The organism is Haloferula sp. A504, from assembly GCF_044385805.1.
In the GTDB taxonomy this organism is placed as follows: domain Bacteria; phylum Verrucomicrobiota; class Verrucomicrobiia; order Verrucomicrobiales; family Akkermansiaceae; genus Haloferula.
In genome coordinates, this window is the sequence record NZ_JBISBU010000011.1 from 72,651 (window position 1) to 91,507 (window position 18,857).

At 67.4% G+C, this 18,857-nt stretch carries 11 protein-coding genes; 10 read left to right on the forward strand and 1 reads right to left on the reverse strand.

Annotation, left to right across the window (positions count from 1 at the left end):
- Positions 1 to 25: 25 nt before the first annotated feature.
- From ACG2LG_RS07875 to ACG2LG_RS07920, 10 genes are all read left to right on the forward strand, one after another.
- A complete protein-coding gene (locus tag ACG2LG_RS07875) occupies positions 26 to 952 on the forward strand; it encodes a DUF58 domain-containing protein (RefSeq protein WP_396257876.1) in 927 nt (308 codons plus the stop codon).
- Entirely contained in the window at positions 953 to 3,763 is a 2,811-nt protein-coding gene (locus tag ACG2LG_RS07880) for a PA14 domain-containing protein (protein WP_396257878.1), read from the forward strand.
- Positions 3,760 to 6,162, forward strand: a complete 2,403-nt coding sequence (locus tag ACG2LG_RS07885) for a hypothetical protein (RefSeq protein ID WP_396257880.1) — start codon at positions 3,760 to 3,762, stop codon at positions 6,160 to 6,162. Before ACG2LG_RS07880 ends, ACG2LG_RS07885 begins: the two co-directional genes overlap by 4 nt.
- Before the next feature lie 17 nt (positions 6,163 to 6,179).
- Entirely contained in the window at positions 6,180 to 10,091 is a 3,912-nt protein-coding gene (locus ACG2LG_RS07890) for a hypothetical protein (protein ID WP_396257882.1), read from the forward strand.
- The gene (locus tag ACG2LG_RS07895; protein ID WP_396257883.1) at positions 10,088 to 11,134 is read left to right on the forward strand and encodes a prenyltransferase/squalene oxidase repeat-containing protein; all 1,047 of its coding nucleotides are present in this window, start codon (positions 10,088 to 10,090) and stop codon (positions 11,132 to 11,134) included. The genes ACG2LG_RS07890 and ACG2LG_RS07895 overlap by 4 nt, the downstream gene beginning before the upstream one ends.
- 348 nt (positions 11,135 to 11,482) lie before the next feature.
- Positions 11,483 to 12,625: a hydrogenase small subunit gene (locus ACG2LG_RS07900; RefSeq protein ID WP_396257885.1), complete on the forward strand. Its 1,143-nt coding sequence runs from the start codon at positions 11,483 to 11,485 to the stop codon at positions 12,623 to 12,625.
- Entirely contained in the window at positions 12,609 to 13,550 is a 942-nt protein-coding gene (gene hybA, locus ACG2LG_RS07905) for a hydrogenase 2 operon protein HybA (protein ID WP_396257887.1), read from the forward strand. The genes ACG2LG_RS07900 and hybA overlap by 17 nt, the downstream gene beginning before the upstream one ends.
- Entirely contained in the window at positions 13,547 to 14,830 is a 1,284-nt protein-coding gene (gene hybB / locus ACG2LG_RS07910; RefSeq protein WP_396257889.1) for a Ni/Fe-hydrogenase cytochrome b subunit, read from the forward strand. The genes hybA and hybB overlap by 4 nt, the downstream gene beginning before the upstream one ends.
- A 9-nt stretch (positions 14,831 to 14,839) precedes the next feature.
- Positions 14,840 to 16,525 carry a nickel-dependent hydrogenase large subunit gene (locus tag ACG2LG_RS07915; protein ID WP_396257890.1) on the forward strand — a complete coding sequence of 562 codons (1,686 nt, stop codon included), beginning with the start codon at positions 14,840 to 14,842 and terminating at the stop codon, positions 16,523 to 16,525.
- 211 nt (positions 16,526 to 16,736) lie between these two features.
- Positions 16,737 to 17,225 (forward strand): HyaD/HybD family hydrogenase maturation endopeptidase, encoded by a 489-nt coding sequence (locus tag ACG2LG_RS07920; RefSeq protein WP_396257892.1) that lies wholly within the window; start codon positions 16,737 to 16,739, stop codon positions 17,223 to 17,225.
- 21 nt (positions 17,226 to 17,246) lie between these two features.
- On the opposite strand, the gene ACG2LG_RS07925 is transcribed toward ACG2LG_RS07920, so the two are convergent.
- Positions 17,247 to 18,764 carry a glycosyltransferase family 87 protein gene (locus ACG2LG_RS07925; RefSeq protein WP_396257893.1) on the reverse strand — a complete coding sequence of 506 codons (1,518 nt, stop codon included), beginning with the start codon at positions 18,762 to 18,764 and terminating at the stop codon, positions 17,247 to 17,249.
- Between the last annotated feature and the right edge of the window lie 93 nt (positions 18,765 to 18,857).

The window sequence follows — 18,857 nt, forward strand, 5'->3', positions numbered from 1 at the left end:
CCCTTCAATCTTTTTCGACGAACCCATGTCCGACCTCAAGATGCCCGAGTGCATGCGGCTGCTCCCTCCGGAGACGATGGGGGTGTTGCAACGGCTCGAGTGGTATGCGCGCAAGCGCAAGCAGGGGACCCTGAGCGGGCGCCACGTCTCGCCGGACAAGGGGGCGTCGGTGGAGTTCGCCGAGCACCGAGAGTATGCCCCGGGCGACGACCCGCGGAACCTCGACTGGCGGGTGATGGCGAAGAGCGACCGCAACGTGATCCGCCAGTATATCGAGGAAACCAACCTGCGGGCGACCCTCGCGGTGGACGTCTCGGGCTCGATGCGCTTCACCGGCGACCATGCGAGCACGCTGGGCGGAACGGCGCTGTCGAAGTTCGAGTATGCGCGCCACCTTGCCGCGGCCTTGGCCTACTTCTTCGTCAAGCAGGGCGACGGGGCCGGGCTGGTGACCTTCGATGCGACGATCCGCGCCCGGCTGCGGACACAGAGCCGACCGAGCCAGGTGCGGCGGATCCTCGAGGAACTCCACGCGACCGATCCAGGCATGGATACGGCGGTCGGGCCGGTGCTTCACGAGGTGGCCGAGAAGATCCCACGCCGGGGCCTGGTGATCCTGATCAGCGACCTCTTTGATGATCCGGACGAACTGGTCGAGGCGCTGCACCACTTCGATTTCCGCCAGCACGAGCTGGTCGTCTTCCACCTGCTCGCCGAGGAGGAGCTGACCTTTCCCTACAAGAAGTTCCAGCGCTTCCGAGACCTCGAGGGCGTCGAGGAGATGCTGCGGATCGACCCGCAGGCGGTGCGCGCCGCCTACCTCGAGCGGCTGCGGGGATTCATCCGGAAGATCGAGGGCGCCTGCGGCAAGATGCGGGCCGACTACGTGGCGGTGAACACCAGGGTGCCGCTGCAGGACACCTTGCTGAGATATTTCGGAGGGCGACGTTAGATGCTGTTCCTGAGTCCATGGATGTTGCTGGGGCTGGCCGGGGTGGCCATCCCGGTGCTCATCCATCTGGTGCGCAAGCAGGCGGCCAAGCCGATCGACTGGGGCGCGATGCGATTTCTCTTCGACACGGTCGCGGTGCGCCGGCGCAAGATGGAGTGGGAGGATCTGCTGCTGATGGCCGCCCGCTGCCTGCTGCTGGCGCTGGTCGCGCTGGCGGTCGCACGGCCCTTCGTGCCGCCGGATTCCAATGTGCCGTGGATGTTCGTGCTGCCGGCCGCGCTGCTGGGTATCGCGGTGCTGGGAGGGTCCTTCGTGATCGGCAACAGGCGCTGGCGCTGGATGCTGCGGCTTGCTGCGGTCGTGGTCCTGCTGATCGCCGCCGGCCTGGTGTGGTTCGAGAAACACCTGAACCTGAAACGCTTCGAGGCCAGCGGTCGCCGCGACGTGGCCCTGGTGATCGACGCGTCGTCCTCGATGGAGCTGACGCGGGGCGGACGCAGCGTCTTCGAGTCGGCGCTGAACGAGGCGCGCGAACTGGTGCGGGAAGCGCCGCGAGGTACGGCATTCACCGTGGTTCTCGGAGGTCCGGCACCGCAGGCGGTGACGGCGGCGCCGCTGACCCACCGCGCCGATGTCCTCGGTGTGCTCGAGCAGCTCAAGCCGGTGGGCGGCACCTTCCGCGCCCACGAGGCGCTCGGCGTGGCGACGCTGGCCCTCGCCGAGGGCAACAACGCCTCGAAGGAGATCGTGGTTTTCACCGACTCGCAGCGCCACGGCTGGAGGCTGGAGAATCCGGGCGCATGGGACTCGCTCGAGGCCGCCTGGGACGGCCTGCCGACGAAGCCGAAGCTGATCCTGCGGAACTTCGGAGCCCCCGAGGCGTTCCGCAACCTGGCCCTCACCGGCCTCGACTTCTCCCGCGAGGTGGTGGGCACCGACCGGCCGGTGACCGTGCGGGTCCGCGTGGCCAACACCGGCACCGATGCGGTGACGCCGGGCGGGATCGAGTTGGTGATCGATGGTGAAGAGGTTGGGCGACAGGCGGTCGGCATGCTGGTCCCCGGCCAGACCGAGACGATCGTCTTCCGTCATCCGTTCGAGCAGCCCGGTCCGGCGACGGTTGCCGCGCGGATCTCGGTGAAGGACGACCTGGCCGTCGACGACGTGATCGAGCGGGTGGTGGCGGTGCGGGAAAGGCTTCCGGTGCTGCTGGTCGACGGCAACCGGGCGGGCGACTTCTTCGAGCGGGCGAGCGGCTACATGGCTCTGGCGCTGGCACCGGGCAGTGCGCGGGGAGACGGGGACGGAAAATACCTGATGGACCCCGAGGTGATCCCGGCCGGAAGCCTGCGCGAAGAGGACCTGGAAGGCCGCGACGTGATCGTGCTGGCCGACGTGCCGCGTCTGCCGTCGGCGCTGGCCACGGCGGTCGAGCGGCGGGTGGCGGACGGCGCCGGACTGATCGTCGTGGCGGGCCCCAAGGTCGAGCCGGACTTCTACAATGCCTGGGAGGGCCTCGCCGGTCCGGTCCTGCCGATGAAGCTGGAAGGGGAGAAGGTCTCGCAGGACGGGGTCTCGCCCGCCTCCGCGACCTTCATCCACGAGTCGCTGGAGCTGTTCCGCGAGGGCTCGGACCTCGACGGGTCGCGGGTCTTCCGCTGGCGCAGCACCGGTGATGCCACGCCGGGCGGGGCACCGGGTGCCTCGCTGGCCAACGGCGACGTGCTTCTCGCCTCGCGCAACTACGGCAATGGTCGTAGTTTGCTGGTGTGCTGCGCCCTCGATGCCCGGGCCGGCGACCTGCCGGGCAAGCGCTCCTTCGTGCCGCTGGTGCACGAGCTGGTCACCTGGGCCGCCGGGGGCGGCGTCGGGCTCAACGTGGCCTCGTCGTGGAGTCCGCAGGTGCTGCTCGGGGAGTCGCGTGGCGGGCTCACGGGGCGCTATTTCACCCGCAGCAACCGCCAGTTCGTCTTCGAGCGGATCGATCCGGCGATTGATTTCGACTGGAAGTTCGAAGCACCGGGAAAGCGCGTCGACCGGGATGCCTTCGAGATCGAATGGTCCGGCGGCCTGGTCCCGCCGGTCACCGGGACCTACGCTTTTCACGCGGATGCCGACACCGAGCTGCGGCTGGAAGTCGATGACGAGTCGATCGTTTGGCGCAAGGACGAGGACAAGGGGCTTGAGGTGAAGCTCGAGGCCGGGAAGCCGGTGGAGTTCCGCGCCGGGTTCGTGGAAAGGGGAGGACAGGCGAGGGCGCGGGTCTTCTGGACCCCGCCGGGTGGTACACGCAGCATCGTGCCTGCCACGGCCTTGCGTCCCGATTCCGGCGACACCGGGCCGGTGTTGAAGGCGCAGGACCCGCGCGGAAACCCGCGCAGCGCGCGGATCGAGACGGTGGGACGCGGCCGCATGCTGACCATCGATGGCGCGGCCGTGCCGGGAATCTATCAGGTCGAGATGGGGGAGGCCGGTGCCGACTGGTTGCCGGACTGGGAGGGCGGCACGCTGCCGGTCGCGGTGACCTCGAGTCCGGAGGAGAGCGGCTTCGAAACGATGCGGGCGGATGACCTCGAGATGATTCGTGCGCATGTCGACCTGGTGCGTCCGGAATCCGTCGCCGACACCCTCGCCGTGCTGCAGGGCAAGGGCTTCGGCCGGGGGATCTGGCGGGTGCTCGCGGTGGCGGCTTTTGGGTTTTTCCTGCTGGAAAGCGTGCTGGCCCGCTGGGTGTCGAAGTCGCGCCGGACGGCCGAGGACGTGCGGCTCGAGTTCGGCGAGAACACGGTGTGGGAAGGAGGCGGACGATGAGGCCGTTGGTCGCCACCCTGCTCACCGGCCTCGTCACCTGGGGTGTTTTGTTAGGGCTTTCCAACTGGGTGCGCCTGGCGCCCGACTGGCCGCTGGCGCTGGTGGCGCTCGGCATTGCCGCATCGGTCGGGCTCATTCTCTGGCTCTACCGCTACGAGCAGCGGGCGATTGCCGAGGGCCGGGCGAGGCTGTTGCTCGGTCTGCGTCTGGCGGCGCTCGCCGTGCTGGTCTGGGTCGTCCTCGAGCCGACCTGGGTGCGCACGATCGAGCGCGAGATCGACCGCGAGATCGTGGTGGTCATTGACGACTCGGCATCGATGCATCTGGTCGATGATGGGACCAAAAAATCCCGCATCGCTCTCGGCGAGGAAGCCCTGGCGGGTGTGGAGTTGATCGAGACCCTGTCGAAGGATGCTCGGGTCCGCACGCTGCGGGCGGCGCGGAGCGTGGCGGCGGAAGGGGGCGAAGACGGCGGCTGGCGCCAGTCGACCGACCTCGCCGCCGCCCTCGGCACCGTGCTCGATCAGGTGGCGCCGGACGAGCTCGGCGGCGTGGTGCTGGTGACCGACGGCCGCCACAACCGCCCCGGCCGGGTCGAGGACGTGGCCCGGCGTTTCGGGATCCTCGACGCGCCGGTGGGCGTGCTTGCGGTCGGCAGCGCGGAACCGCCGAAGGATGCCGCCATTCTGTCGGTGGCCGCGCCGGAGGCCATCCACCTCGGCGACCGGATGCGGGTGAAGGCGGAGCTGAAGTTCGACGGCTACAAGGGCAAGAAGGCAACCGTGCGGCTGCTGCGGGCCGACGAGCTGCTTGATGAACGGGAGATCCCGATCCCGCAGGACCATCATCGAGAGGAGCTGCGCTTCGCGCAAGTGCCGGAGGGCGGCGTGGGCGACTTCCGGGTCGAGATCGTCGGGCTCGAGGGCGAGCGTTTCGACGACAACAACGCGTGGGATTTCGAAACCTCGATCACCGACGCGCGGACCAACGTGCTGCTGGTCGACGAGCATCCGCGCTGGGAGTTCCGCTACCTGCGCAACCTCTTCTACGGGCGCGACAAGTCGGTGCACCTGCAGTGGGCGCTGATCCATCCGGACCGGATCGAGGGCCAGGAAGTCGACCCGGTCCCGGCCTCGGCGGCGCGGCCCTTCGGCGAGGCGCAGGCGACCGCGCTCCCCGAGAACGAGGACGAGTGGCGCAAGTTCGACGTGATCATCCTCGGCGACCTCGCGCCCGGGGTGATCGACGCCGAGACCTGGGAGATCATCGGGCGCTGCGTCACCGAGCGGGCCGCGATGCTGGTGATGGTCGCCGGTCCCCAGCACATGCCGCATGCGATCGCCTCGGAAGAGGGCCGGAAGCTGGTGCCGGTCGAGATGAAGTGGGGCGATCACCATCATTTCGATCCCGATGGCGAGGCCTTTCGTCCGATCCTGACCTCCGCCGGTTCGACCCATCCCGTGACCCAGCAGTCGCCGGGCGGCGTCTCGAACGAGCAGATTTGGGCCGAGTTTCCCGAGATGCGCTGGCGGCATCCGATCCGAGGTCTTCGCGAGGGGGCCGAGGTGCTGCTCACCGCCGCCTACGAGGAATCCAGTAGCATGAGCGGCGGGGCGGACTTGGAGACGGCACTCGAGAATCTCGCGGTGCGGCGTCAGCGCGAGGCCGAGAACGCGCTGCTCGTGACCCGCCAGACCGGCCGCGGCAAGGTGGCGCTGCTGCTGACCGACCGCACCTGGCGCCTGCGCGAGGGATCGGGCGACGTCTATCATCACCGCTTCTGGGGCAACCTCGTCCGCTGGGGTGCGGGGCCGGTGCTGCGGGCCGGCGGGGCGCGCGCCCGGCTCGGCACCGATCAACTGACCTACACGCCGGACGACACCGTGGTGCTCCGCGCACGGCTGCGCGACGAGGCGCTCGATCCGGTGGGTGAGGAGGAATTGTCCGCCGAGATCCGGCGCGACGGCACACTGGTCGAAACCGTGCGGATGGCGCCGGTCGAGGGATCGGCGGGCTTTCACGAGGGCCGGGCCGGACCGTTTGGGGATTCCGGCAAGTACGAGGTCAAGCTCACCGGCGGCCGCGCCGACGAGCTGATCGTCGAGGACGGCAGCGAGGAACTGCGGGCCGGCTTCCGGGTGGTCGGCTCGCGGGGTCCGGTGGAGCTGGCCGAGACCACCCTCAACCTTCCCCTGCTCGAGACCATCGCCGACCTTTCCGGCGGCCGGGTGGTCGGAACGGATGAAGTCGCCGGACTCACCTCCCTGTTCCTCGGCGACCAGGAGTCGCGCGAGGAAGTCCGCGAGATCCCGCTTTGGAATCACTGGCTCGTCCTGACCCTCTTCTTTGTGCTACTGACCACCGAATGGATCCTGCGCCGCGGCAGCGGGCTTCCGTGATTCAACCCGTCCCCGCCATGACCACCCACTCGACCCACGACATCGAAGCCCGCCTCCGGCAGGTGCGGGCGCGGATCCGGCGCATGCAGCGGCTGCGGGGGCTGATGCTGGTCGCGGCGACCTTGCTGCTCGGCCTGCTGGTCGCGATGGCGATCGACCTGGCCTTTGCCCCCGTGCCGCTGGCGGTGCGGTGGGCGGTTTTCGTGGCGTGGGTGGCCGTGTCGCTGTGGATGGCCAAGGTCGGTTTCGGCCCGCTTTTCCAGCGCATCGATCTGGTGCGCATCGCGCGCTGGCTCGAGCAACGCCACCCGGAGATCGACGAACGCCTGAGCACGGCGCTCGAGCTGGCCGGCGACGAACGCGTTTCGCCCGACCTGATGGAGGCGCTGGTCGAGGCGGCCGACCGCGACGTCGGCACGGTCGACCCCAATGCCGAGGTCGCACCGGGAGATGCCGTGCGGCGTTGGCGACGGGTCGCAATCGTCTGTGGTGTGGTGATCCTCGCGGCCTTGGTCATTCAGCCGGGCGTCACCTCGCGGCTGCTCCTTCGCGCCGTCGCTCCCTTCTCGGATGTCGGGAATGCCGGGGCGGTGGCCTTTGAAATCGAACCTCAGGGCATCGAGGTGCTCGAGGGCGATGCGATCGAGATCCGCGTCCGCCACGAGGGCGAGCCGCAGCTCGTGCTCGACATGGATTCCGGGGAATCCCTCACGCAGCCGATGACCCGGGTGGAGGACGCATGGGTCTATCGGCTCGAGCCGGCCCGCGAGGGATTCCGCTACCGCGCGCGGGCGGAACGGGCGGAGAGCGATGCCTTTGAAGCGCGGGTCTGGCCCTACCCGCGGCTCCGCTCGGTGGACGTCACCCTCGACTTTCCCGACTACACCGGGCTGGCCGCGTCGCAGCGGCCGCTGGAGAAACGCATCGAGGAAGTGGCCGGCACCGGGATCGAGCTGGTGGCGGATCTCAACACGGGGGTCGAGTCGGCGTGGCTGCTCATGCCCGACGGCCGCAAGGTCGAGTGCCGGGTGGAGAGCCGGGGCGCCGAGGCCCGCCTGGTTTCCAACTGGGAACTCCGGCACGAGGACAACGGCGAGCTGGCCTTGTGGGTGCGGCATCGCCTCGACCGCGAGATCGAGTTGATACGCTTCGAGCAGACGGCGCTGGGCGATGAAGCCCCGCACGTGGTGCTGATCAAGCCGGACCGCCCCGAGCTGCGGCTGCGGCCTTCGGAGAACCTCGACCTGCACTACGAGGTGACCGAGGACTTCGGCGTGGCCAGGGTGGGCATCGAGGTCGAGGCGGCAGGCAAGGGGCGCTTGCAACTCGAGCGGCCGCTGCCGGAGAAGCTGCCCGAGGTCTCCGAGTTCCAGCGCTACGCCGGCCGGGCGGACTTGTCGGTGGGAGAGGTGATGGATCGCACCGACGAGGCGAAGGAATTCCGGTTCCGCGTGATGGCGGAGGATGCGTGTCCCACGGATGCCGGCGGTCCCGGGCGGGGTTTCTCGGAGTGGGTCTTGGTGAAGGTCCAGCGCGGAGCCGAATCGATGGCCCGCCGGGAACTTCGGGAAGAGCACGAGAACGTGCGCGAGAAGCTGGAGAAGGCGATGCACGAAACGCGCATCGCCGAGCAGAAGATGCACCAGAACCGCCGCCACCTCGAGCAGGCCGACGATGACAAGCACAGCGACAAGCTGAGCGAGGAAACCGTCGAGAAGCTGGCCGCTGCCGAGGAGACGATGGAGGAACTCGCCGAACAGATGGAGGAGGGGATCCACGCCGCGCAGGCCGACAAGGTGGAGGAGGCGGCGGAAAAGCTGGAGGAGGCGCGCAACGCCTTCGAGGAAGTCCCGCTGCAGGACGAGAAGGAGGAACGGGCAGAGAAGCTCGACGAGGCCGTGGCGGCGGCGAAGGAGGCGATCGAGACGATGGAGGAGGTTCGCCGGGAGCTCGACAAGGCGCGTCCGCAGATCGAGGACCTGGCACGGATGGAGGAGCTCGCCCAGCAACAGGAGGAGCTGGCCCGCCAGGCCAACGAGATGGCGGCGAACGAGGAGGAAGTCAGCGAGCCATGGCGCCGCGAGCAGGAGCAGATGGAGAACGAGCTTCGCAACGAGTTGAACCAGCGTCCCGAAGCCCTCGCCGAGGCGCTCAAGGATCAGGCCGAAGCGGCGATGGAGTTGTCGCAGGACGTGCGCGAACTTTCCGAGGACCAGCAGCAGCTTCAGGAGGTCACGGCGGAGCGGGCCGAGACGCCGTCGGCCGAGGAACTGGGCGAGGCCCTGGCCGAAGCGCAGGCGCAGTTGGCCGAAGAAGCCCGCGAGCAGGCTGCCGAGGCGGAGGCGCAGGGCAGCGAAACCGCCGAGAGTGCGGATCAGGCCGCCGACCAGACCGAGCAGGCCGCCGAGCAGATGGCGGAAGCGTCCGAACAATCCGCCGATGCCGCGAGGGAAGCAGCGGAGGCGCTCGAGTCCGCGGCGGAGCAGGCCGCGGCCGAGGAGCAGGCACTGGCCGAAGCCGCCAGCGAAGCGGGCGAGACAGCAGGGGAAGAGGCGGGCGAGACAGCAGGGGAAGAGGCGGGTGAGCAAGCAGGTGAAGAATCCGGGGAACAAGCAGGTGAGCAATCTGGTGAGCAACCCGGGGAACAATCTGGCGAACAATCTGGTGAACCATCGGCTGAGCAGGCGGCGGAACGGGCCGAGGCGATGGCGGAGCTTGCCGAGCGTCAGGACCAGCTGGCCGATGCCGCCGAGGCGCTGGCCGAAGGTAATCTCGAACAGGCCGCGGAGGCCCTCGAAGAGGCGGGTGCCCTGCCCGGCGAAGCACTGGCCGAGGCGCTTGGAGAGATGCTTGCGGAGGAGCAGGCGGCGATCGCCGAAGCCGTGGGCGAGCAACTCGAGGCGGCGCCACAGGCCGGAGCCGAAACGCCCGACGCCTTGCCGCAGGCCGCCGATGCCACGGGTCAGGCGGCCGAAGCCCTCGGCGAGGGAGAACTGGGCGAAGCTTCCGAGCAGGCGCAGGCCGCGGGCGAGGCCTTGTCGGACGCCGCGGGTGAGGCGCAGGAAATGGCGCAAGCTGCCGAGTCTCCGGCCGCTGCCGCGGAAGCGCAGGCGATGGGCGAGGCCCTCGGCGAACTGGGCGAGCGCCAGGAGCAATTGAACGAAGCCCTCGAAGCGCTCGAGTCCGGCGATCTTTCCGCAGCCCTCGAACAGGTCCAGGAGATGCAGGCGGCCCAGGCGGCCGAGCTGGCGCAGGATCTGGCATCGGTGCCCTCACCGCAGGGGTCGTCGTTGCAGGGAGCGGCGAACCAGGCGCAGCAGGGGAGCCAGCAGGCGGATCAGGCCGCGCAGCAGTCGCAGGCCGGGCAGATGGCCCAGGCCGCGCAGTCGCATGGCCGGTCGGGCGAGTCGCTCGAGCGGACTGCGGAGATGCTGGAAAAGGCCGCGCAGCAATTCTCCGATCGCGCCGCGCAGCTCGAGCAGAAGCGCACGCCGGCAAACCAGGCACCGGTCGATGCGGAAGCGCTGGCCGAGGCATTCCAGCAGGCCTCCGAGGCGGCCGAGGCGACCCAGCCGGGCCAGGCCGCCCAGCAGGCGAGTCAGGCTGCGCAGGCCCTCGCCCAATCCGCCCGGCAGGCGCGGGCGCAGATGCAGGGTCAGGCGCTGCCCGGTCAACCGGGCCAGCCGGGGCAACCCGGACAGCCGATGCCGCCCGGAACCCAACCCGGCAGCGAATCCGACGACGGTCCCCGCGAGCCGCAGCCGGACCCCGGGGTGCCGGACGAGCTGGCCAAGCTGGGCATCAGCGCCGCCGACTGGGAAAAAATCCAGGCCAGCCTGAAGTCGGACGTCGGCGCGGGCGGTCCGGATGCGGTGCCCGAGGACTACCGCGGCCTGGTGAAGGACTACTTTGAAAACCTGAGCGAATGAAGAGCTGGATCACCGCCGCATTGTTAGGGATCGGATCGCTGTCCGCGCAGGGTCCGGCCGACCCGGTCTTCGCCGAATGGCGGGAGCGGGTGGACCCGGCGGTCGAGCGCGCGCTCGATGCGCTGGCCCGCGCTCAGAATGACGACGGTTCCTACCCGGGCAGCTACGGCGACTCCACCGGGATCCCGGCGCTGGCCGGGATGGCCTTCCTTTCGCGCGGCCACCTTCCGACCGAGGGACCCTATGCCGAGGCCATCAATCGCAGCATCGATTTCGTCCTCGCGAACCAGAAGCCCACCGGCCTGCTGGAGAAGGGCAAGGCCGGCGCCGGCCCGATGTATGCGCACAACATCGCGACGCTGTTCCTTTCCGAGGTGAGTGGCATGGTCGATCCGGAACGGCAGGCGCGGATCGCTGAAGTGCTGCCGAAGGCGCTCGGCGTGATCTATCAGGCCCAGCAGATTCGGAAAGACGAGTGGAACCAGGGCGGTTGGCGCTACCACCCGGGATCGAGCGACAGCGACACCTCGTGCAGCGGCTGGGCGCTGATGGCGCTGCGTTCCGCCAAGCTCAACGGCGCGGCGGTGCCCGACAAGGCGATCGAGGATGCAGTGGCCTACCTCGAGCGCCATCAGGACCCGAACACCGGCACCTTCGGCTACACCGACCAAAACAAGAACGCGATCACGCTCACCGGCATGGGGTTGCTGTGCCTCGAACTGTGTGGTCGTCATGGTGACGAGCGGACGATCAAGGCGGGCGACTACGTGATGAAGACCTACCGCGGCCTGCCCAATGCCAAGCACGGCACCTACGGGCTCTACTACAACGCCCAGGGCCTGTTCCAGCTCGGGGGGCGCTACTGGTCGGAGTTCGCGCCGTGGATGTATGAAACCTACCTCACCCGCCAGAATGCGGACGGCTTTTTCCAGCACAAGGAGGTCAGCCCGGTCTACAGCACCAGCATGATCGTCCTCGCCTTCACCGTCCCCTACCGCCAGCTGCCCATCTATCAGCGCGACGAGACGGTGGACGAGGAGTGATGCGAACGCTTCGGATGGTCCGGACCAGGCCGAGCCGATTTTCAAGGGTGGGCGGAGCTGAGGGGAGCTGGTCCAAGGTCGAAAGGTACAAGGTCGAAAGTCCGCTGGTTCGGGCGTTCGCAGGCAGACAACCCGCAGAGCCTGTGGATGTTCGACATTCAAGCCTTCGAGCTTCGCGATCGCCCTTCCTGACCCAATGGACCGCGCTGCACCGCATGAAATGGTGATTGATGCGCGTGATTTGATCCAATTGGCGATGCCCCTTGCCCTGTCTCCATGGGCGCGGGTTACAATCTCCCAATGTCGAGTGGTGGCTTGTGAACGGCAAGCCACCGGCTTGTTCATCGGATGAAAACGACATCGAGGCTCGCTGAAAACCTGCCGCGCCGGGACTTCATCAAGGCCTGTGTGAAAGCCACGGCCCTGATGGGATTGCCGGCAAGCCTGAGTTCGCGAGTGGAAGCCGCCGCGCAGACCGCCGCGCGGCCCACGGTGATCTGGCTGCATTTCCAGGAATGCACCGGATGTTCGGAGTCGGTGTTGCGCTCGAGTCATCCAAGCGTGTCCGAGCTCGTTCTCGATCTGATCTCGCTGGACTACCATGAGACGCTGATGGCCGGAGCCGGGCTGCAGGCCGAGGAGGCCCTGCACGCCTCGATGGAGGCGAACCGGGGCAAGTATTTCCTGGTGGTCGAAGGGGCGGTGCCGACCGCGATGGACGGCATCTTCTGCATGATCGGGGGCAAGACGGCGCTGGCCTCGCTGCGCGAGGTGGCCGAGGGCGCGGCGGCCATCCTCTGCATCGGCACCTGCTCGAGTTTCGGCGGCATTCAGGCGGCACCACCGAATCCGACCGGTGCCAGGGGGGTGTCCGAGATCCTCCCCGACAAGGCGATCATCAACATCCCCGGTTGTCCGCCCAGCCCCTACAACTTCCTCTCGACCATCCTCTATTATCTCACCTTCAACCGCTTTCCTGAACTGGACGCGCTGCGTCGGCCGAAGTTCGCCTACGGGCGCCGGATCCACGAGCACTGCGAGCGGCGACCGCATTTCGACGCGGGGCGCTTCGCCTCGGAGTACGGGGATGAGGGCCATGCCGCCGGCTACTGTCTCTACAAGCTCGGTTGCAAGGGGCCGGTCACTTATGCCAATTGCTCGGTCCAGCGCTTCAACGACGCCGGCGTCTGGCCGGTCTCGATCGGGCACCCCTGCATCGGCTGCACCGAACCGGACGTGATGTTTCACCAGACGGTGGCCCAGAAGGCGCAGATCGAGGACCCCACGCCATTCGCAGGATTTCCTTCCACCGAGCCCACGCCCAAGGGCAGCGGACCCGATCCGCTGACCGTCGGCGTGCTCGGCCTGTTCGCCGGAGCGGGGATCGGGGCGGGGGCCATGCTGGCCCGCAAGCTGCCGAACCGCCTCGACCCGGAGCAGCAGGCCGAACCGCACCCCACAACGAAATCGGACGATGCAGACGAGACGTAGTTTCTTCAAGACGCTCGGCGCCACCGGAACCGGGTTCGTGGGAGCCACCACGAGCGCCTCCGCCTCCTCGACACCCGAGGCCGACAACAGCCAGTTGGCGATGCTTTACGACGCCACCCGGTGCATCGGGTGCAAAGCCTGCATGGCCGCCTGCAAACGGGTCAACACCCGCGCCGGTGCCCTCGAGGTCGAGCAGGCGGCGTTCGACGAAGACGCCCTGTGGGACGCCCCCGCCGAGTTGTCGGGCAAGTCTCGGACGATCATCAAGCTGCATCGCGACGAAGAGGAGTGGTCCTTCGTCAAGCAGTCGTGCATGCACTGCCAGAAGCCTTCCTGCGTTTCCGCGTGTCCGGTGAAGGCGATGCACAAGGACCCGGTCACCGGGATCGTCCAGTACAGCCGGGACACCTGCATCGGCTGCCGCTACTGCCAGATCGCCTGCCCCTTTAACATTCCGAAGTTCCAGTGGGACAAGAACAACCCGCAGATCGTCAAGTGCGACATGTGCATCAGTACCAATCTCAGGGACAAGGGGACCACCGCCTGCGCCGAAGCCTGTTCCGCTGGCGCGATCCTCTTCGGCCGACGCGGTGACCTGCTCAAGGAGGCCCACCGCCGGATCGAGCGGAAGCCCTCCCGCTACTACCCGAAGGTGTACGGGGAGCACGAGATCGGCGGCACCAACCATCTCTACATCGCCGGACTTCCCTTCGAGAAGATCGGCCTGCCCACGCTCGGGACCGAGGCCCCGGCCACTGCTTCCGAGGAGATCCAGCACACGATCTACAAGGGCTTCTTCGCCCCGGTGGCCCTGTATGCCGGACTCTGCGCGGTCGCGGTCCGGAACATGCGGCGGAACGGCAACGGAGATCCGGAGCCATCCGGCGAAGACCCGGGGGCTGCGGACGAATCTGCGAAACGATGAGCCACCACGAATACCAGAAAGTCGAGGGCAGGATCTTCAGCCGGTCCTTCTTCATCCTTCTGACCTTCGTGCTCATTGGGATGTCCCTGATCGTCGTGCGCTTCGTCAAGGGCATCGGCGCGGTGTCGAACATGAACGACGGTTACCCGTGGGGGATCTGGATCGCCTACGACGTCGCCACCGGAACCGCCATCGCCTGCGGCGGCTACGCGGTGGCGATCCTGGTCTACATCCGCAACCACATGCGCTATCACCCGCTGATGCGGTCGTGCATCCTGACCAGCCTGTTCGGCTACGGCCTGGCGGGGTTTTCGGTGATGGTCGATCTCGGGCGGCCCTGGAATGCCTACAACTTCTTCCTGCCCTCGAAGTGGCAGTTCAACTCGGTGATGTTCGAGGTGGCCTTGTGCGTGATGGCCTACTCGATGGTGCTGCTCATCGAGTTCCTGCCGGCGATCCTCTACAGCCTGGAGAAGAGCAAGTGGGTGCGTTTCCGCCGGTTCATGGACTGGCTTCACCCCCGCCTGGTGCCGGACAAGAAGGCGGTGCTCGACAAGATCGAGAGGGTGCAGGCGGGTGCCGGATGGCTGCGGCCCCGGCTCGAGAAGATCCTCATCTTCATCATCGTGCTCGGGATCACCCTGCCGACCATGCACCAGTCCTCGCTCGGCTCGATGCTGCTGATCGCCCCGACCAAGCTGCACCCGCTGTGGCACACGCCCATGCTTCCGCTGCTGTTCCTGATCAACGCGATTTTCATGGGGTACTCGATCGTGATCTTTGAATCGATCATCTCGTCGTATTCGTTCAACCGCCCGTACGAGTCGCGGGAAATCGCCGGCGTGTCGCGGGTGATCCCCGGATTCACCGTGGTATGGATGCTGGTTGTCTTCGGCGACCTGGCCTACCGCGGCCAGTTGGGCGCCGCGTTCTCGATGGATCACCTGTCCCTGTGGTTCCTCGCGCAGATGGTGCTGGTCGGAACGGGTTCCTTCCTGCTCCTCGGCGCCCGGGGTCCCTCGTCGCCGCGCCGCTCACCGCGGCGGCTGTTCATTTCCGCGGCCCTGATCCTCGTCGGCGGCGCGGTCTATCGTTTCAACGTCTACCTGATCGGCTTCGACCCCGGACAGGGATGGAGCTACTTCCCATCGCTGGCGGAGATCATGATCACCGTTGGCATCGTCTCCCTCGAGCTGTTGGGCTACCTGGTGCTGGTGAAGATGGTCCCGGTCCTGCCCAAGGCCCACGGCGCGCCGCCGCTCCAAACCCAGAACGCCTGATTCCCGCTTATGTCCACCCGCACCATCACCCTGGACCCGGTCACACGCATCGAGGGCCACCTTCGAATGGACGTCGAGGTCGGTGACGGCTCGGTCGCCAAGGCCTGGACGTCGGCCCAGATGTGGCGCGGCATCGAGGTCATCCTCAAGGGCCGGCCACCGGAGGACGCGTGGACCCTGGCCCAGCGGTTCTGCGGGGTCTGCACCACGGTGCACGCGATTTGCTCGATCCGCGCGGTCGAGCACGCGCTGCATGCCGAGGTGCCGCCGAATGCCCAGTTCATCCGCAACATGATGATCGCCCAGCACTCGGTGCAGGATCACATCGTGCATTTCTACCACCTCTCCGCGCTCGACTGGGTGGACATCACCTCGGCCCTCAAGGCGGACCCCGCGGCGACCGCGAAGATCGCGCAGTCGATCTCCGACTGGCCGGGAAACAGCGTCACGGAATTCAAGGGGGTCAGGGAAAGGCTCCAGCGCTTCGTCGACAGCGGGCAGCTCGGCCTTTTCTCGAGCGGCTACTGGGGGCATCCGGCGATGGAACTGCCGCCGGAGGTCAACCTGCTGGCCGTGGCCCACTATCTCAAGGCCTTCGACTACCAGCGCAAGGCGGCCGAGGCGGTCGCCCTCCTCGGCGGCAAGAACCCGCACATCCAGAACCTGGTCGTCGGCGGCGTCGCCACCGCGATCAACACCGATCACATGGCCGCGCTCAACGTCGAGCGCCTCGCCTACCTGCGCAAGCTGATGGTCGAGACCCGCGACTTCGTCCGCAAGGTCTACTACCCGGACCTGCTCGCGATCGCCGGTGCCTACAAGGGCTGGTTCGGGATCGGTCGGGGCGTGACGAACTACCTCGCGGTGCCGGAATTCCCCGAGGACTCGAAGGGCGTCGAGTTCGCGCTGGGCGGCGGCACGATCGACGGTGCCGACATGGCGACCTTCCGCCCGATCACCGACCACCGCGACCCGCAACTGATCGAGGGTGTCCAGGAGTCGGTTGCCCACGCCTGGTACGAGGGTTCGGATCCGCGCCACCCGTGGCAGGGCGAGACGAAGCCCAACTACACCGGCTTCGAGGCCGAGGGCCGCTACACCTGGTGCAAGGCACCGCGGCTCGATGGAAAGCCCGTCCAGGTCGGTCCGCTCGCCCAGGTGCTGGTGAGTTATGCCAACGACAACCCGAGGGTGAAACCCATGGTCGACGAGGCGAACGCCGGACTCGGCCTCACGCTCGACGATTATCATTCGACGATGGGGCGGATGCTCGCGCGGGGAATGCGCGCCTGCCTCATGGCCGACCTTTCGATCGACTACCTCGACAAGCTGACCTCCAACATCGCCTCCGGCGACCAGACCTACGCCAACCCGACCCACATCCCGGATGGTGAGTGGCGGGGCGTCGGCTTCCACGAGGCCCCCCGGGGCACCTTGTCGCACTGGATCGTCTTCAAGGACCGCAAGATCGAGAACTACCAGGCGGTGGTGCCGACCACCTGGAACGCCTCGCCGCGCGATGAAAAGGGGCAACCGGGGCCATACGAGGCATCGCTGGTCGGCACCCCGGTGGCCGAGCCCGAGAAGCCGCTCGAAGTCCTGCGCACCGTCCATTCCTTCGACCCCTGCATCGCCTGCGCCGTGCACGCCATCGACCCGGACGGCAGGGAAATCACCAAGGTGAGTGTCAAATGAATCTAACAGGTGCAATGATTGACCGCAGATTACGCAGATTAAGGTGATTTGAAGATAGGGAAGGAGTGACTTGTATTGTGATGACCCGATTTCGTTCATCTCATTGATTTCTGCGCAATCTGTCGTTCTCATTTCTGAATCTGGGATAAACAGAGCTGGTGGCTGCGCAGCGGGGCGCCGATCAGGCTCCCGACACCCGCCCGCACCGCCCGTGAAAGTGAAAACCCTCATTCTAGGCATCGGCAACCTGCTGCTCTCCGACGAGGGTTTCGGCGTGCATTTCGTGCGGCATCTTGAGGGGCACTACCTCTTTCCCGAAGACGTCGAGATCTTTGATGGCGGCACCCTCGGCTTGATGGCGACCCACAAGTACGAGGCCGCCGAGCGGGTCTATCTGGTCGACACCCTCGCGATCGACGGCGAGCCGGGCGAATGCCGGCGCTACGGGAAGGACCAGCTGCTTCACGGCAAGCTCCCGGTGAAACTGTCCCCCCACCAGGCCGGGGTGCAGGAGATGATGATGGTCAGTGAACTGCGCGGATGCGGGCCGCCCGAAGTGACGCTCCTCGGAGTGATTCCGGCGTCGTTCGAATCCAGCATCGAGCTCACCCCGCCGCTGCAGGAACGCCTGCACCTGCTCGCCGGGGAGTTGGTCGAGGAACTTCGCTCCTCCGGGCATGCGGTTGAGGAAATCGAATGAACGGCTCCATCTTCCCGGTCTTCACGATGCCCAGCCTTCCGCTTGGAACTCGGGCGTCCCGGATGCCGTGTCGGAGTCGAGGCGAGCGCCGCGCATGGGGAGCGCCGCGCCGGAAGTCCCGGAGGGACGCCGGCACGCTTCTCCGGAAGGGTCGGCTGTGACCGGCCGGAACAAGGCCAGCGCGAGGAACAGGCCCAGCAGCGGGGTTGCCCAGATCAGGTAGTTGTTGTGAAAGGTCCCTGCGGCGAGGAAGGCGGCGGCGTGGGCGACCAGCAGGTAGGTGAGCGTTGCCCGCGGCGTCCAGGCCGCGCGCACGGTCCGCCACAGGGTGAAGCCGATGAGCGCGATCCCGAAAGCCTTGACCACCGATGCCGCCCACGGAGCAAGGAAGTGAACGAGCGCCGTGCTGTCGGTCGAGCGGATGAAGTTGAAGGCGACGAGGTTGGCGAAAATTCCCTGGGGATCCCAGGCGAGGAAGGGGCCGAAGGTTGCGGCGAGGGCGGCCAACGCCGGCCACCAGTGACGAGGCCGCAGCGCCAGCAGCAGCGGCAGGTAGAGGGCACCGGGGAAAAGTTTGGCCGCGATCGACAGCCCGATGAACAGCGCGGTGAGCCGCTCGCGACGACCGAGAAAACAGAGCACGGCCAGCAGGCCGGCGAGGAGTGGCATCAGGTCGGTGGCCGAGAGATCGAGCGTGTTGTGGGCCAGGTGGGGCGGGAAGTGGACGACGATCAGGGCGACCGCCCACGGCGCGCCCGGCTTCGGCCACCAGCGGCGGAGAATCGCGAGCATCGTCAGCACGATGCCGAGATACAGCATCAGGTGGACGACGTAGATGCCGGCGTGCCCGAAGAGAGCGACCGCCGGCGTGTAGAGGATGATCTGCAAGGGACCATACTTGTATCCGAGGCGGGACGAGAGGCTCCGCCATGCCGCCTCGGCCGCGGGATCTTCGCGGGGCGTCGGAATCATCTCCCAGGCGGTGGAGGGCGCTGTGCCCGACTCCAACGCCGCTTCGACCTGATCGACGGCTTCGTCGGCGACCCCGGGTTCGAGCAGATCCTTGAGTTCGATCCGCAGCTCGGTGGTGTCGAGCGGGATCGCGCGGCCGTAGGGATTCACTCCCTGGTCGACGAGGTAGCGGGCGGCCCGGTAGCTGATCTGGCCCTGGTCCAGTTCGATCGATTCGGTCGCCGCGCTGCGCTGAATCGAGCGGCCGACGACGGCGAGGTGGATCGCCACGCCGGCGCATGCCAGCACCAGCAGGAAAACGCCGAGGCGGCAGGGCTTTCCAACCCCGATTTCCCGCGGTGGCCGTTTCGTCGCCCACCAGGCCAGCGCCGCCAGGCCGGCGACCAGCCCGGCGCGGGCCGGTCCGTAGCCCCAGTCGAGGGGGAAGAACAAGCGGAGCAGCGCCCAGGTGCCTCCCGCCACGACCGCGACCCTCAAGTTCGGGCGAAGGCGCGGCTCCGTGGCATTCCGGTGGGACGAATTCATCAGGTCGGGCTCGGTCGCGAAGCGGGAGTGGACGGCATCCACTCCCGCGCTTCAACCACCGATTCGGGTCCGGTCCCGGACGATTTCAATGAGGCAGACGTCGACGCACGGTTTAGCCTGTAGGCACCGGGTTCC

Coding starts and splice junctions, on each gene's coding strand:
- ACG2LG_RS07875 (WP_396257876.1), top strand. CDS start 26: ATGTCCGACCTCAAGATGCCCGAGTGCATGCGGCTGCTCCCTCCGGAG.
- ACG2LG_RS07880 (WP_396257878.1), top strand. CDS start 953: ATGCTGTTCCTGAGTCCATGGATGTTGCTGGGGCTGGCCGGGGTGGCC.
- ACG2LG_RS07885 (WP_396257880.1), top strand. CDS start 3,760: ATGAGGCCGTTGGTCGCCACCCTGCTCACCGGCCTCGTCACCTGGGGT.
- ACG2LG_RS07890 (WP_396257882.1), top strand. CDS start 6,180: ATGACCACCCACTCGACCCACGACATCGAAGCCCGCCTCCGGCAGGTG.
- ACG2LG_RS07895 (WP_396257883.1), top strand. CDS start 10,088: ATGAAGAGCTGGATCACCGCCGCATTGTTAGGGATCGGATCGCTGTCC.
- ACG2LG_RS07900 (WP_396257885.1), top strand. CDS start 11,483: ATGAAAACGACATCGAGGCTCGCTGAAAACCTGCCGCGCCGGGACTTC.
- hybA (WP_396257887.1), top strand. CDS start 12,609: ATGCAGACGAGACGTAGTTTCTTCAAGACGCTCGGCGCCACCGGAACC.
- hybB (WP_396257889.1), top strand. CDS start 13,547: ATGAGCCACCACGAATACCAGAAAGTCGAGGGCAGGATCTTCAGCCGG.
- ACG2LG_RS07915 (WP_396257890.1), top strand. CDS start 14,840: ATGTCCACCCGCACCATCACCCTGGACCCGGTCACACGCATCGAGGGC.